We start from the raw sequence: 14,304 nt of genomic DNA, 5'->3' as shown, positions 1-14,304 counted from the left end.
CCGCCCGGAACGCGGCGTTTCCGAACGGCGACGCCACGTCGACGCTGTGACGTCGGCGCCGTCATGCCGCGTCGGCTCCTCCGGCGGACCCGTGTCGTCACGCGGAGCCGGTCGCTTCGCACAGCGTTTCAAAGCCGGACCGAACGGTGGCGAAATGGATGCCGGCGATCGCCTCCACGTCCGGGGCGTAGCCGCCCGCCATCACGGCGGCGACCGGCAGGCCGCGTTCCTTCGCCCAGCGGTAGACCGTGCGGTCGCGTTCCCGCAGGCCCTCGGCCGACAGGCCCAGCCGGCCGAGGCGGTCGTGCTCGTACGGGTCGGCGCCCGCCACGTAGACGATCAGTTGCGGGGCGAAGCGGCGATCCAGCTCTTCCAGCGCCTTGCCCAGCGCCCACAGGTAGGCGTCGTCGCCGGTCCCGTCCGGCAGGGGGACGTCCAGGTCGCTCGTCTCCTTCTTGCCGGGATAGTTGCGGGCGCCGTGCAGGGAGAGAGTGAACGTGAGCGGGTCGTCCGCGCACAGGGCCGCGGTGCCGTTGCCCTGGTGCACGTCGCAATCGACGATCGCCGCCCGCTCGATCAGGCCGCGGGCCCGCAGGTCCCGCAGGGCGACGACGGCGTCGTTGAACAGGCAGAAGCCCTCCCCCCGGTCGGCGAAGGCGTGATGCGTGCCGCCGGCGAGGTTCGCGGCGAACGGTCGACCGGCGCCCCGGCCGGCGAGGGCGTCGGTGCAGGCGGCGATCGTCGCCCCCACGCTGCGGCGGGAGCGCTCCACCAACGCCTCGCTCCAGGGAAAGCCCAACCGGTTCACCTCCGGCCGGGTCAGGTCGCCGGTCGTTATCCGTCGCAGGTAGTCCGGCGTGTGGGCCCGGAGCAGTTGCTCGTCCGTCGCCGCGGGGGGCCGCTTGAGGGCCGCGCCCGGCGGGCGGTCCTCCTCCAGCCAGGCGGCGACGCGCTCCCGCAGCCGCGTGTATTTGGCCATCGGGAAGCGGTGGCCCTCGGGCAGGGGCAGGGCGAAGGTGTCGGTGTAGTACAGCACGGGGGCGGCGGGCGGGGGGCGTCAGGCCCCTGAGGGGACGGAGCGAGGCACGGGTGCGGATCGTAGGGGCGGCATGCCGTTTGGCCGGGGGCGGCGTGCCGAACGGCGTTGAGGGTCGTGCGACGGGCTGTCATTCTCCCCCCGCACCGATCGGCCGACGCTCATGCGGTTCGAGTCGATCGGCCGCCGCTCGCTGGGCTCCCGCCCCGCGCCCGCCCCTCAGGGGGCTGACGCCCCCCGCTCGCCTGCTCTCAGACCCGCCGCGCCCATGTCCCCGTTCGTCATCCTCGCCGTCGGGGTCGCGGTCGTGCTGGTGTTGATTCTCGGGTTCAAGATCAACGCCTTCCTGGCCCTGCTGACCGCGGCGCTGGTGGTGAGTTTGATGAACCCCCTGCAACAGTCCGGCGACGACTTCGTTCCGGCGCCGGTGGGGGAGAAGGTCACCCGGGTGGCCGCGGAGTTCGGCGGTGCGGCGAAGAACGTGGGGCTGGTGATCGCGCTGGCGGCGGTCGTGGGCGCCTGCCTGCTGGAGAGCGGCGCCGCCGACCGCATCGTGCAGTCCTTCGTGCGGCTGCTGGGCGTGGAACGCAGCCCAATTGCCCTGCTGGGCAGCGGTTACGTGCTGAGCGTGCCGGTGTTCTTCGACACGGTCTTCTATCTGCTCGTCCCGCTGGCCCGCAGTTATTACGCCAGCACCCGACGCAATTATCTGAAGTGCCTGTGCGCCATCGCCGCCGGCGGGGCGATCACGCACACCCTCGTCCCGCCGACGCCGGGGCCGCTGACGCTGGCGGAAAACCTCGACATCGACCTGGGGATCATGATCGGCATCGGCGCCCTGATCGCCCTGCCGGCGGCGGTCGTGGGGCTGCTGTTCGGGGCGTGGGTCGACCGGAAGATGCCCGTGACCCCCGGCGGGCCGTCGCAGGCCGAAATTCCCGACGCCCTCCCCGGCGGTCCGGAAAGCGGCACGACCCTGGTCAGCGGCGAAGCGGCCGACATCCCCAACCCGGACGCGATCGACGCCGACCACCTCCACGGGGCGGACGCCCCGGGCGCGCCGCGGCTGCCGCTCTGGCTGGCGCTGGTCCCCGTCCTGCTGCCGGTCGCGTTGGTCGGCGTGAAGACCAGCGGGGACACCTACCTGCGGAACCAGATCGGCGTGTTGAAGGACGAGGGGCTGGTGGCCCGCGACCTCGACCCCGGGGCCGCGGAAAACGCCGCCGACGCCCTCGCCGACGACCCGGCGAACGAGGACCCCGCCGTCGCCGAGTACCGGGCCCGGCGGGACGGCCCCGTCGGCTACGCCCGGGTGTTCGGCGACCCGAACCTCGCCCTGCTGCTCTCGGCGGCGGCGAGCCTGTTCCTCCTCTGGCGCCAGCGCCGCCCCGGCCGCGAGGCGATCGGCCGACTCGTCGAGACGAGCCTGATGAGCGGCGGGGTGATCATTCTCATCACCTGCGCCGGGGCCGCCTTCGGCGGGATGCTGAAGGAAGCCGGCGTCGGCAAGGCGATCGCGGACGCCTTCGGCGAAAGCAGCACCCAGGGCTTCGGCCTGCTGGGCCTCGGCTTCGGCATCGCCGTGCTGCTCAAGAGCGCCCAGGGGTCGAGCACCACGGCGATGATCGTGACCAGCGGGATCCTCGCGGACTTCGTCACCGGACCCGAAGCCGCCTCGCTGCCGTTCCACCCGGTGTACCTCGGCACCGCGATCGGCGGCGGCAGCCTGGTGGGCAGCTGGATGACCGACAGCGGGTTCTGGATCTTTGCCAAGATGGGCGGCCTGACCGAAGCCGAGACCCTGAAAAGCTGGACCCCGCTGCTGACGATCCTTGGCGTGACCTCCTTCGCCACCAGCCTGCTGCTGGCCTGGTTGTTGCCGCTGACCTGAGAGGGCCCGATGCGGCGCGCCGGCCCCGCCGCACGGCCGACGGCGGGGCGGCGGGCTGGTAAGGTGCCGCCGCCTTCCCGATGCGTCGCTTTCGCTCGCCGGCGTCGCGCCCGCTCCTCAAGTCACGCCCTGATGGCCGCCCCCACCGAGATCCGTCCGACCGTCCAACCGGTCACCGACCGCATCCTCAAAAGCGAGGGCGAGGCCGGCGCCGCGTCCTTCGTCATCTTCGGCGCCAGCGGGGACCTCACCGCCCGCAAACTGCTGCCGGCGCTGTACGACCTCTGGCAGGACGGCTACCTCTCCGACGGCGCCCCGATCATCGGCGTCGCCCGGCGGGACAAAACCGACGCCCAGTTCCGCGACGAAATGCGGGCCGCGGTGAACGAGGAGGCCCGCACGGCGCCCGTCTCCGCGGAGAACTGGGACCGCTTCGCCGCCCGGTTGTTCTACCGCCGCCTCGACATCGCCACGCCGGAGCAGTACCCGGCCTGGGGCGAGGAGATCAAAGCGATCGAGCGGGCCGCCGGCGTCACCGACCGGCGGATCGCCTACCTGGCCGTCGGCCCGAACCTGTTCCACGACTGCGTGGAGGCCCTCGCCGGCGGCGGCCTCATCCCCGAAGACGATCAGGACGACCACCCGCCCTGGCTGCGGGTCGTTGTCGAAAAGCCGTTCGGCACGGACCTCGCCAGCGCCAAGGAATTAAACAGCGACCTGCGGGCCCGGCTGCGGGAAAAGCAGCTTTATCGAATCGACCATTATCTCGGGAAGGAGACCGTCCAGAACGTGTTGATGTTCCGGTTCGGCAACGGCATCTTCGAGCCGCTGTTCAACCGGCAGCACGTCGACCACGTGCAGATCACGGTGAGCGAGTCGCAGGGCATCGAGGGCGCCCGCGGCGGGTATTACGACACCGCCGGCGCCCTGCGAGACGTGCTTCAAAACCACGTTCTGCAATTGCTCGCCCTGGTGGCGATGGAGCCGCCGGCGAAGTTCGCCGCGGACGACATCCGCGACGAAAAACGCAAGGTGATGGAGGCCCTCCGCCCCGGCGGCAAGAAACTGGGCGACTGGGCGATCGCCGGGCAGTACGTCGCCGCGGACGGCATGAAGGGGTATCTCCAAGAGGACCGTATCAAAGAGAACAGCACGACGGAGACCTTCGCCGCGCTCAAGGTGCGGGTGGACAACTGGCGCTGGAGCGGGGTGCCGTTCTACCTCCGCACCGGCAAGCGCCTGCCGGAGAAGCTCACCGAGGTCGCCGTGCAATTCAAATTGCCGCCGATGCAGCTGTTCCGCACGGTCGAGTGCAGCGGCGACGTCTGCGACCTGATCGGCGCCCAGCCGAACCGGCTCGTGTTCCGCGTGCAGCCGAACGAGGGGATCGAACTGAGCTTCTCCTCCAAGCGGCCGGGGATGCAGTATCAGATTCACCCGGTCCGCATGGACTTCGACTACAGCGAGGCCTTCCCCACCAAGCTGCCGGAGGCGTACGAACGGTTGCTGCTCGACGTCATGCGCGGGGACCGCACGCTGTTCACCCGGGACGACGAACTGGAAGCGGCGTGGCGGTTCCTCGATCCGATCCTCAAGGCGTGGGCCAAGCCGGAGCACAAACCGGAGGATTACGACGCCGGCAGCTGGGGCCCGGACGCCGCGATGAACCTGATGAGCGACAGCGGCCGGCAGTGGCGCGGGGACACCTGAGGGGCCGACGGCGGAGGTGGCGTTGCCCGCGTGGGCTCCGGCGCGGATGATCGGGCTCTCGCTCGTCCGTCCCGTTCGCCCCCCGCGTTCCGCATGTTCCGCACCCTCGCCCCGCGACCCGCGCTCCCGAAGCGACGGGCGAAAAGCCGATCGAAGGGCGGCAAGCCGGTTCAGAAACGCAAACCGGCGCCGATCTACGGCCCCGCCGAGCACGAGGCCCTCACGAAGGCCGGGCGGTTCAACGCGGAGTTGATGGACGTCCTCCGTCCGCATATTCAGCCCGGCATGACGACCGCCCGGTTGGACGAGATCGCCTATGAATACACCCGCGAGCACGGCCACCGCCCCGCCACGCTGGGCTACGAGAACGCCCACGGCGGCCGGGACTACCCGGCGAGCATCTGCACCAGCGTGAACGAGGTCGTCTGCCACGGCGTCCCGTCGGACTACGTGCTCAAGGAGGGGGACATCGTCAACGTGGACCTCACCACCGTGGTCGACGGCTGGCACGGCGACAGCAGCGAGACGTTCCTCATCGGCGAGGTGGACCCGAAAACGGTCGACCTCGTGCAGGCGACCTTCGACAGCCTGTGGGCCGGCATTCACGCCGCCAAGCCGTGGGGCACCGTGTTCGACATCGGCCGGGCGATCTTCAGCCTCGCCAGGGATCGCGGCTACGGCGTGGTGCGGAATTTCCAGGGCCACGGTCTGGGCGAGGAGTTTCACCAGGAGCCCGGCATTCCGCACTACCCGGAGGAGCACGCCAAGAACGTCGTGCTCAAGCCGGGCATGTGCTTCACGATCGAGCCGATGCTCAACGCCGGCACCCACGACACCGGCAAACCGGACCGCCGCGACGGCTGGAGCGTCCGCACCAAGGACCGCAAACCCAGCGCCCAGTTCGAGCACACCCTGTTCATGACCGATCACGGCCCGGACGTGCTCACCCTCACCCAAAACGGCCCCGCGGAGGGGCACCAGTTCGGCGGATAGAGCGAATCCTGCGCGGGGCAGTACCAGCCCGGAGCACAAGCTCCGGCCGTGCGTCGTCAGACTCCGCAAGCACGCCGACTGCCGATGCTTGCGCATCGGGCTGGTATTCAACCGCGCTCCCGCCGCCAGACCGCTACCGCAGCGACGGCGGCTTTCGGGTGTGGGGAATCCGCGGGCGGCGGACGCGTTCGTCCGGCGCGCGGAACACGTACGGCTCCCACAGGGCCCGGACCGCTTCCCACTCCGCCAGCGTGCGCGTCGGGTACCACGGCGGCTCGCCGTGGGTCCGCATGTCGTAGTCCGCGGCGTGCTGGAACACCCACTCCCCCACCGTCGGCGTCGGCCGTTCCGGGGGGAAGTGGCCGCGGGCCCGGAACGCCGCGGAGACGCCGCGGTCCTCGATCACCTCCGTCCGCCAGCGTTGTAACTCAGCGAGGAGTTCCGCCTTCGTCTCGGCGTACGCCGGTTCGTCGGCGACGTTGCGCACCTCGTGCGGGTCGGTCCGCAGGTCGAACAGCTCCACCTCCGGCTTGCTCGGGGCGAAGAACGCAGCCTGCTCCGGCGTGAGTTCGCCTTTTAAGTAGAGCACGCTCATCTCCGCCAAGGCCGGATAGGCGCCCTCTTTATAGGAGCTGTACTGGCACCAGGCCCGCTCCGGCATGAGGTTGAGGATGAGTTTGTAGTCCCTGGAGCGGATCGCCCGCATGGCGTCGTGGGTGGCGCCCATCCGGTCGCGGGCGGCGAAGACGTATTTTCGAGCGGCGATCTCCGGGCCGAACAGGCTGGCCCCGTGCAGCGGGACCGGCGGCGTCTCGCCGGCCGCGTCGAGGGCCGTGGCGCACAGGTCGATCGCCGTCACCAAATCGTCGTTCACCGTCCCCGGTTCGAGCCGCCCCGGCCACCGCACGATCAGCGGGACGTGCAGGCCCCCGTCGTATAAAAACTGCTTGCCGCGGATGTGGCAGCGGCCGTGGTCGGCGGTGAAGAACACCAGCGTGTTCTCCGCCAACCCCTCGTCCTCCAGCCGTTTCAACAGCGCCCCGACCTCCCGGTCGACGAGCTGCATCTGTTCCAACCCGTTCGCCCAGTCCCGGCGGACGAAGGGGGTATCGGCGTAGTAAGAGGGCAACTCGACCTCCGCCGGGTCGATCGGCCGTTGCGGATCGCGGCTCCAGGGGCGGTGGGTGCCCTGGTAGCTGATGCGGGCGAAGAACGGCTGCCCGGCGGCCCGCTGGCTCCAATCCGTGCCCTCGAACAATTCCTCCCGCGTGTCCGGGAGAAAGTTAACGTCCACCTTTTCGCTCATCAGGCAGGTGAAATATCCCGCGTCCGCCAGCAGGTGCGGGATCGGCCGGACGCCGTGCGGCAGGGGCTTCTTGTCCTGCGTGCGGTGCTGCTCCGCCCCGATCCAATTCTGATGGAACCCCGTCATCAGCGCCGACCGCGACGGCGAGCACACCGGCGCCGTGGTGAACGCCCGGGTGTAGCGGACGCCCTGGGCCGCGAGGGCGTCGACGTGCGGCGTGTCGATTCCCGGCGTGCCGTAGCAGGACAGGTCGGGGCTCCAGTCCTCGATGGTGATCCAGAGAATATTGGGGCGCTCGGCGACCGCCGGGGCCGGCGCCGGGGCGGCGGACGCCGCCGAGACGACGGCGAGCAGCAGGCCGGCGGTCAGCGGGCCGGGGGAGCGGGGGGACGCGTTCACGGGGGCGGGCGCAGCGTGAGGGAGGAACGCCGACCAACGTAACGCGGCCCGCCGGCCGTCGCCCCGCCGCCGCATCGGGGCGGGGCGCAACAAAACAGCGCCCCGACCTAATGCCGGGACGCTGACTCGGAACGATCGACGGGGAGCGGCGGCGGGCCGGACTAATCCTCGTCGTCCGGTTCCTCAGGCAGCCCCTCGGGGAGGGGGGCCATCCGCTCGCCGTCCTCGGCGTCGGGGATCAGCGGCATCTGGTCGAGGGCCGGGAAGGCCTCCTCGGGGATCTCCTCGAGGTTCTCCTTCTGGTCCTTCTCGGCCAGCTTGGAGTACTTCTTCTCGCCCTCGGCCTCCAAGTCGAATCGGCCGAGGTAACGGTGGCTGTAGGGGTTGTAGTAATACACGTACCGCGGCCGCGACGGGTAATAGACCACGTACCGGCGGCGGTAGCTCGTGTAGGTCGGGTACGGCTTGTAATAGTAGACGCGGTAGTGGTACCGCGACGGTGCCGAGTAGTGCCACCCGGAGTAGTACTGCCGGCGGGCGTTGGCGTTGGCGTTGGCGGCCTCGGCGGTGGAGGCGGCGTCGAAGGCGCCCGGCACGCACACGAGCCCGGCGGCCGCCGCGGCTATCAGACCGGCCAGCAGGGAGGGGCGGAAAGGGGACATTGTGAACGGTTCCAGCAGGGAGGGGAAAAGCGAACGGGGTGAACCGTCAAGCCCTCCTGAAGGGTTCAGCCCGCAACCATCCCAAGGGGAGCCCGCATTGGTGTCAACACGCTGTCGGCGGACTCTCTGGTCCGTGTCCAGCCGCGGGAGCGCCCAACGGCAGCTCGGGATTTCCCCCGGCGGCAGGCCGCGGGATGCGCGCCACGGCGGGCGAGCCCTCCGAGGAAACACGCCGGGCCTCGAACCGGGGGACGCGCAGCCGCGTCCGGTACTCTGCACCGGGTCCGGCGTCGACCCGACCGCCATTTCCCTTAACCGCCGGCCGCGAGTGCCGGCTCCCCGCCCCTCTAAAGATCGACTCCCATGCCTGATTCCTCCCCGTCCGACCCGCTGCGGTTCGCCCGGCGTTGCTACGAGACGCACACCGCTTACGGCATCGCGTTGGCAACCGACCTGACCGAGGAGCAACTCGCTCTCCGCCCTCAGCCCGGGCTGAACCCGCCGGTCTGGATCCTGGGGCACGTGGCGGTCGTGGGCAACTTCGCCCTGACCGTGTTGCGGGGCCTGGGCGTGGACGCGATGCCGGTCGACCTGCCCGGCTGGCGGGAGAACTTCGGTATCGGCAGCGAACCGCTGGTCTACGCCGAGGACTTCACCCCCCCGTCCGGCGACGAACTGCGGGCGGCGGTGAAGGAGACCCACGACCGAGCGCTCGCCGCGGCGGAGCGAGTCCCGGCGGCGGCGCTGGACGAACCGCTGGGGCCGGACCTGGAACGGCTGGCCGCCCGCTTCCCCCGTTACGGCGACCTCCTCACCCACGCGCTCACCACGCACGACGCCGTCCACTGGGGCCAACTGAGCGCCTGGCGCCGGGCCGCGGGGCTGCCGCCGATCAAGACGGTCTGACGGACCGCGGTTCGTCCGGTCCTCCGGTCCTCCGGTCCTCCGGTCGCGGGGCGCTGATTACGCCGACCCTGCGGATTCCGCCGAAGAGTCCGCCGCGCCCCCGCCGATAGGGACCGAAGCACCGGCGCCCCGTCGCGCCGGCTCCCCCGAATCTGGGCCCTGAGCTCCCCCCGACCGGCGACTGTCGTGCTGTACGGCCTGTACCAATCCGCCCAGGGCGCCGCGGCGAACCAGCGGCAGTTGGAGGTCACCGCCAACAACATGGCGAACGCCGGCACCGCCGGCTTCAAACGGGACCTCGCCCTCGCCGGCCACTACCGGCCGCACGCGGACAACCGCCTCTCCTTCGGCGGCTCCTCCGGCCCGCCGTCGCTGGCGGACCTGCCGGGGGCGGGGCCGTTCGACCTCGGCTCCGCCCTCGCCCGGATGACGGGGGGGAACGGGCTGGCCGCGACGGCGATCGACCTCGCCCAGGGGCCGCTGAACGAAACGGGCGGCGATCTGGACGTCGCCCTCGCCGGGCCCGGCTTCTTCCAGGTGCAGTCCGAAGACGGCCCGGTGCTGACCCGCGACGGCCGGTTCACCCGGGCGGCCGACGGCACGCTGGTCACCGCGGACGGCGGCCGGCCGGTGCTGGACGAGGGCGGCGACCCGCTGACGATCCCCCCGGACGCCGCTCGCATCGGCGTGACGCCGGACGGCACCGTCTCCGCGGCGTTCGCCGACGGCACGAACTACCCGCTGGGCAAGCTGGGGCTGGTTTCGCCGACCGACCCGACCAGCCTGGTGAAGCGGGGCGACGGCCTGCTGACCGCCGCCGCCACCCGGCCGATCGACCCGCGCCGGACCGCCGTGCGGCAGGGCTTCGTGGAGGGCAGCGGGGTGGATAGCGTCAAGGAGACGATGTCCATGATCGCCGCCAGCCGCGGGTTCGAGACGAACGTGAACCTGGTCAAGCTCCAGGACGACACCCTCGGCCGCCTGCTGGCCGCCGCCCGGCCGTCGTAGCGAGGGGGAAGGGGTGAGGCGTAAGGCGTCAGTGACGACGCCCAACGCAACGCCGCCCCACGTTGTTCCCTCCGCCTTCCGCCCTGCCCCTTACGCCTTTCCCCCGCTGAGGCGATCGAATGTCTCTGAGAGCCCTCCAGTCCGCCGGCACCGGCATGCACGCGTTCGAGTTCGAACTCGACGTGGTCGCCAACAACCTCGCCAACGCCGGCACCACCGGCTTCAAGCGGGAGCGGGCCAACTTCGAGGACCTGTTCTACGAGCAGATGCGCCTCCCCGGCGCCCCGGACGCCAACGGCAACCCGGTGCCGCTGGGCGTGGAGGTCGGTCTCGGCACCCGGGTCGCCAGCACGCAGCGGACCTTCACCCAGGGCAACATGGTCGAGACCGCCGGCGAATTGGACGTCGCCATCGGCGGCGACGGCTTCTTCGTCGTGGAGGACGAGAACGAAACCCTCTACACCCGCGACGGGGCCTTCACGAGAAACGCCGACGGCGAACTCGTCCTCGCCAGCGCCGATAAGGGCCGTCGATTGGTTCCGGGCATCACCCTCCCGCCGGACACGGTGGAGGTGTCCATCTCCCCGGACGGAGTCGTCAGCGTCTTACAGCAGGGGCAGGAACAGGCCCAGCAGGTCGGCCAGTTGCAACTCGCCCGATTCGTGAACCCGCAGGGCCTGATCCATCGCGGGGAGAACCTCTACAGCGCCACCGACGCAAGCGGGCAGGCCCTGGAGGGGAACCCCGGCGAGGAGGGCCGCGGCGTGCTGCGGCAGAGCTACCTCGAACAGTCCAACGTCGAACCGGTCCGCGAACTGGTCGGCCTGATCAAGACGCAGCGAAACTTCGAACTGAACACCCAGGTCGTGCAGGCCGCCGACAGCATGCTCGAACAGATCGCCAATCTGCGGCGGTTCTGATTGAGTTTTCGACCTTAAACCGCGCGTGAGCCCGGGGCGCAAGCTCCGGCCGTCGGCGCCGCCGGCGGACGACGTGGACCGACGGACGACGCACCCCCGGAGCTTGCGCTCCGGGCTCACCTCCTTCCCAAGCCGCCATGAACCGGACGACCGCCCTCGCCGTCGCCTGTGCCCTCGTCGGCGCCGCCTCCTCGCCCGCCGGGGTGACGGTCGCGCTGAAGGCCCGCGCCGCGTCGGCCGACAGCGTCGTACGCGTCGGGGACGTGGCGACGGTGACCGCGGACGGCCCGGCGGACGCCGTCGCCGCCGCCCGCCTGCGGAGCGTGCCGCTCGTCCCCGCCCCCGCCAAAGGCCGCACGGCGACGCTCTCCGCCGCGGCGGTCCGCGATCGGGCGCGGGCCGGCGGCTTTGAGGTGACGATGGACGGGGCGAAGGCCGTGGTCCTGTCCGCCGCGCGCACGGCCGTCGAGGAGCCCGCCGACCGCCGCCCCGCCAGCCCGGGCGATCGGGCCTACGGGGAGAAATTTGTCACCGCCGCGGTCTCCCGGGCCCTCGCCCGGGCCGGGGCGGAGGGGATGCGGGTCGAAGTCGCCCTCGCGCCGGAGGCCGCCCGCACCCTCGCCCGGCATCGCCCGGACGGCTGCGACCTGACCGGCCTCGCCCCCACCCCCGGCGTCGCCCAGACCGTCACGCTCCGCTGGCTGGACCGCTTGGAGAACGTCGTGACGGTCGAGGCCGCGGTGCGGCTGAACCCGCCCCGGCTCGTGCCGGTGCTGACCGAACCGGTGCCCCGCGGCGCCCCGATCACCGCCGACCACATCGCCTGGCGGCCGGAGACCGCCGTGGACGGCTCCGCCGCCGGTTCCTCCGTCTCGTCCCTCATGCTGGCGGGCGGCGTTCGCCCCGCCGGCCCGCCGCCCGCGGCGGACTTCGCCGGGCGGTTGCCCACCGGGGAGGCCGTTCGCGATCTGCCCGCCGGCGCCGTGGTGGAGGCGGACGACCTCCGCCAGACCCCGCTGGTGCGGGCGAACCAGACGGTGCGGGTCGAGAGCCGCGTCGGCGGGATCACCGTCACCCGCGACCTCAAGGCGACCCGCAACGGTCTGCTGGGCCAGACGATCCCGATGGCCGACCCGGACGGCCCCGCTTACGGCGACCGCACCCGTATCTACGCCCGGGTGGTCGGCAACCGGCGGGCGGTGCTGGTCGGCGAAGCCGCCGAAAGTCCCGCCTACGCCACGACCCCCGGCTTCGCCCCGACCGGAGGCCCGCGATGAACCGCGCCCGCCGCCCGTTCGCCCGCCGCCCGCACGCCGGTCGTCGCTCCGCCGGCCGCTCCCCCGCCGCCGCGGCGCTGCTGCTCGCGGTCGCCCCGTTGTGGGGCGCCATGGCTCTCGGCCCGTCGGCCTTCGCTCAGGCCCCTTTCGGTCAAGAGGCCCTGGGGCGGGGGGAGCGCTTCCGCGCGCCGACTGCGATCGACCCGCGGCCGCCCGCCGTCGTGCCGACCGCGTTTCCGCAGTCGACGCAGCTCGCCCCGGCGCCGCAGATCGTGCCGGCGCCGCCGCCGGTGGCGATCGACCCGCGACTGACCGACCCGCCCGCCGCATCTTCCGCGACACCGCCCGCCGCGGCGGCGCCGCCGGCCCGGCCGGCGGCGGTCGCCCCGGCGACGCCGGTGACCGTCGGCGTGCGGCCGGGCGGCCGAAGGGCGCCGCAGTCGATGCAGGCGCTTTCCCTGACGCACATCTCTCTGCCGGAGGCCCGCACGTTGGCGGTGCACGACATCATCACCGTGCTGGTGGACGAAAAGAGCGAGGTCGCGGTGCAGAGCCGGTTCGACCGCCGCCGCAACTCCTCGATCGACGCCAGCATCGACGAATTCGTCCGGCTGGACCCGACCGGCCGACTGGTCCTCAGCGCCACCGGCGATCCCGGGATGGACCTCAGCGCCGGCGTGCGGATGCAGTCCAACGGCAGCGGCGTGGACACCGAGGCGGTCCGCTACCGCATCGCCGCGGAGATCGTGGACGTGCTGCCCAACGGCAACGTCGTGCTGGAGGCCCGCAAACAGATTCGGAACAACCGGGACGTGTGGGAGTACACCCTCACCGGCACGATCGCCGCCCAGAAGGTGAACCGCGATCTGACCGCCCACAGCGAGGACATCGCCGCCCTCAAGATCGAGAAACGGTCCAAGGGCAAGATTTACAGCAGCGCCGCCCGCCCCTGGGGCGTGCGGGCGTTCGACATGCTCTGGCCGTTCTGACCTTCGCTTCGGTCCAACCCTTCTCTCATTCAATAACCCCCCGCGTTGCACCGCGTCCTCCCGATCGCCGCCCTGCTGCTGGCCCTCGCCGCCCCGGCGACGGCCGGCGTGCGGTTGGAGCACGTCTGCACGCTGGAGGGCCAGAAGGAAGTGCGGCTGACCGGGCTGGGGCTGGTCGTCGGCCTGGACGGCACCGGCGACGGCGGGAAGAACCTGCCGGCGATGCGGGCCCTCGCCGCCGCCCTGCGGTTGCACGACGCGCCGGTGCTGGACCCGATCGAGTTGAAGGACGCCGCCAACGTCGCCGTGGTCCTGATCGAGGCCACCGTGCCCGCGACCGGCGCCCGGCGGGGGCAGCGGCTGAACTGCTTCGTCTCCAGCCCGATGGGGGCCTCCAGCCTGGCCGGCGGCCGGTTGCTGGCGGCCCCGCTGCGGATTGCCGAGGTCGGGGCGGACGTGGCGGTGGGCGTCGCCGCCGGGCCGATCGTGATTCAGGACCCGCTCGCCCCGCTGGTCGGGGCGCTGCCAAACGGGCTGATTTTAGAGGAGGACTTCGACGTCTCCTTCGTCGGGGCCGACGCCGCCGGGCCGTACGTCACCCTGCAACTGGACGCCTCCCACGCCGGGTTCGGCGCCGCCACGGAGGTCGCTCGGGCAGTGAACCGGGAGTTCGCCTTCGAGACCGGCGCCGAGATCGCCCTCGCCGCCGGACCCTCGGCGATCACGGTTCGCATTCCCCCCGCCTACCGGCCGGACCCGGTGCGATTCGCGGCGCTGTTGCTGGCCGTCTCGCTGGAGCGGCCGGACAGCCGCCCGCGGGTGGTCGTCAACGCCCGCACCGGCACGATCGTGGTGACGGGGGAGGTCGAACTGAGCCCCGTGGCGATCTCCCACAAAACGCTCACCGTGGACGTCGGCCCGCCCGGCGGCGGGTTCGGCGGGGCGGGGGGCGGCGGTCCCGGCGGCTTCCGCCCGCTCGGCGAACCGGAGCCCGTTCCCCGGCCGCAGCTCGAATCGCTGCTCAAAGCCCTCAACCAGCTTCGCGTCCCCACCGCCGACGTCATCCACATCCTCCGCGAGCTGCACGCCAGCGGCAAACTGCACGCGGAGTTCGTGGAGAACGGATGATTGCCGGTGAGCCCGGAGCGCAGGCTCCGGCCGTCGGCGCCGCCGGCGAAGAGGACCGGAGAGAGCGAGGACCGACTCA

At 71.7% G+C, this 14,304-nt stretch carries 12 protein-coding genes; 9 read left to right on the top strand and 3 right to left on the bottom strand.

All coding sequences use genetic code 11. The features are described from left to right. Positions 1-97: 97 nt before the first annotated feature. The gene (locus ACG2DA_RS07025; protein ID WP_395254811.1) at positions 98-979 is read right to left on the bottom strand and encodes a histone deacetylase; all 882 of its coding nucleotides are present in this window, start codon (positions 977-979) and stop codon (positions 98-100) included. Between the two features lie 325 nt (positions 980-1,304). Between ACG2DA_RS07025 and ACG2DA_RS07020 the strand changes: the two genes are divergently transcribed. The 3 genes from ACG2DA_RS07020 (at position 1,305) to map (ending at position 5,630) form a co-directional block, all read left to right on the top strand. Further along, complete coding sequence (locus tag ACG2DA_RS07020) at positions 1,305-2,927, top strand: GntP family permease (RefSeq protein WP_395254789.1); 1,623 nt, start codon at positions 1,305-1,307, stop codon at positions 2,925-2,927. 132 nt (positions 2,928-3,059) lie between these two features. Further along, positions 3,060-4,637, top strand: a complete 1,578-nt coding sequence (gene zwf / locus ACG2DA_RS07015) for a glucose-6-phosphate dehydrogenase (RefSeq protein WP_395254788.1) — start codon at positions 3,060-3,062, stop codon at positions 4,635-4,637. Between the two features lie 93 nt (positions 4,638-4,730). Then, positions 4,731-5,630, top strand: a complete 900-nt coding sequence (gene map, locus ACG2DA_RS07010; RefSeq protein WP_395254787.1) for a type I methionyl aminopeptidase — start codon at positions 4,731-4,733, stop codon at positions 5,628-5,630. Positions 5,631-5,763: 133 nt separating this feature from the next. Here the strand turns inward: map and ACG2DA_RS07005 are convergent, their stop codons facing one another. Continuing rightward, positions 5,764-7,335, bottom strand: coding sequence for a sulfatase (locus ACG2DA_RS07005; protein ID WP_395254786.1), 1,572 nt, complete (start codon positions 7,333-7,335; stop codon positions 5,764-5,766). Positions 7,336-7,496: 161 nt separating this feature from the next. After that, on the bottom strand, positions 7,497-7,997 hold the full coding sequence (locus tag ACG2DA_RS07000; RefSeq protein ID WP_395254785.1) for a hypothetical protein: 501 nt from the start codon (positions 7,995-7,997) through the stop codon (positions 7,497-7,499). A gap of 363 nt (positions 7,998-8,360) precedes the next feature. On the opposite strand from ACG2DA_RS07000, the gene ACG2DA_RS06995 reads away from it, so the two are divergent. The 6 genes from ACG2DA_RS06995 to ACG2DA_RS06970 all read left to right on the top strand — a co-directional run bounded on the left by ACG2DA_RS06995 (position 8,361) and on the right by ACG2DA_RS06970 (position 14,225). After that, positions 8,361-8,903, top strand: a complete 543-nt coding sequence (locus ACG2DA_RS06995) for a DinB family protein (RefSeq protein ID WP_395254783.1) — start codon at positions 8,361-8,363, stop codon at positions 8,901-8,903. Between the two features lie 186 nt (positions 8,904-9,089). After that, complete coding sequence (locus ACG2DA_RS06990) at positions 9,090-9,911, top strand: flagellar hook-basal body protein (protein ID WP_395254782.1); 822 nt, start codon at positions 9,090-9,092, stop codon at positions 9,909-9,911. Positions 9,912-10,030: 119 nt separating this feature from the next. After that, on the top strand, positions 10,031-10,831 hold the full coding sequence (gene flgG / locus ACG2DA_RS06985; protein ID WP_395254781.1) for a flagellar basal-body rod protein FlgG: 801 nt from the start codon (positions 10,031-10,033) through the stop codon (positions 10,829-10,831). Between the two features lie 137 nt (positions 10,832-10,968). Next, entirely contained in the window at positions 10,969-12,108 is a 1,140-nt protein-coding gene (locus tag ACG2DA_RS06980; RefSeq protein ID WP_395254780.1) for a flagella basal body P-ring formation protein FlgA, read from the top strand. Next, positions 12,105-13,097, top strand: coding sequence for a flagellar basal body L-ring protein FlgH (locus tag ACG2DA_RS06975; RefSeq protein WP_395254779.1), 993 nt, complete (start codon positions 12,105-12,107; stop codon positions 13,095-13,097). The genes ACG2DA_RS06980 and ACG2DA_RS06975 overlap by 4 nt, the downstream gene beginning before the upstream one ends. Positions 13,098-13,142: 45 nt before the next feature. Further along, positions 13,143-14,225, top strand: coding sequence for a flagellar basal body P-ring protein FlgI (locus ACG2DA_RS06970; protein WP_395254778.1), 1,083 nt, complete (start codon positions 13,143-13,145; stop codon positions 14,223-14,225). Positions 14,226-14,304: the final 79 nt, after the last annotated feature.

This window comes from Alienimonas sp. DA493 (assembly GCF_043951915.1).
Taxonomy (GTDB): domain Bacteria; phylum Planctomycetota; class Planctomycetia; order Planctomycetales; family Planctomycetaceae; genus Alienimonas.
Note: the sequence above shows the minus strand (reverse complement) of the source record. Positions and strands in the feature narration are given on the sequence as shown.

What these genes read in the sequence shown, in the direction of transcription:
- ACG2DA_RS06980 (WP_395254780.1), top strand. Translation starts at nt 10,969, where the DNA reads ATGAACCGGACGACCGCCCTCGCCGTCGCCTGTGCCCTCGTCGGCGCC.
- map (WP_395254787.1), top strand. Translation starts at nt 4,731, where the DNA reads ATGTTCCGCACCCTCGCCCCGCGACCCGCGCTCCCGAAGCGACGGGCG.
- ACG2DA_RS06995 (WP_395254783.1), top strand. Translation starts at nt 8,361, where the DNA reads ATGCCTGATTCCTCCCCGTCCGACCCGCTGCGGTTCGCCCGGCGTTGC.
- ACG2DA_RS06975 (WP_395254779.1), top strand. Translation starts at nt 12,105, where the DNA reads ATGAACCGCGCCCGCCGCCCGTTCGCCCGCCGCCCGCACGCCGGTCGT.
- zwf (WP_395254788.1), top strand. Translation starts at nt 3,060, where the DNA reads ATGGCCGCCCCCACCGAGATCCGTCCGACCGTCCAACCGGTCACCGAC.
- flgG (WP_395254781.1), top strand. Translation starts at nt 10,031, where the DNA reads ATGTCTCTGAGAGCCCTCCAGTCCGCCGGCACCGGCATGCACGCGTTC.
- ACG2DA_RS07020 (WP_395254789.1), top strand. Translation starts at nt 1,305, where the DNA reads ATGTCCCCGTTCGTCATCCTCGCCGTCGGGGTCGCGGTCGTGCTGGTG.
- ACG2DA_RS07000 (WP_395254785.1), bottom strand. Translation starts at nt 7,997, where the DNA reads ATGTCCCCTTTCCGCCCCTCCCTGCTGGCCGGTCTGATAGCCGCGGCG.
- ACG2DA_RS07025 (WP_395254811.1), bottom strand. Translation starts at nt 979, where the DNA reads ATGGCCAAATACACGCGGCTGCGGGAGCGCGTCGCCGCCTGGCTGGAG.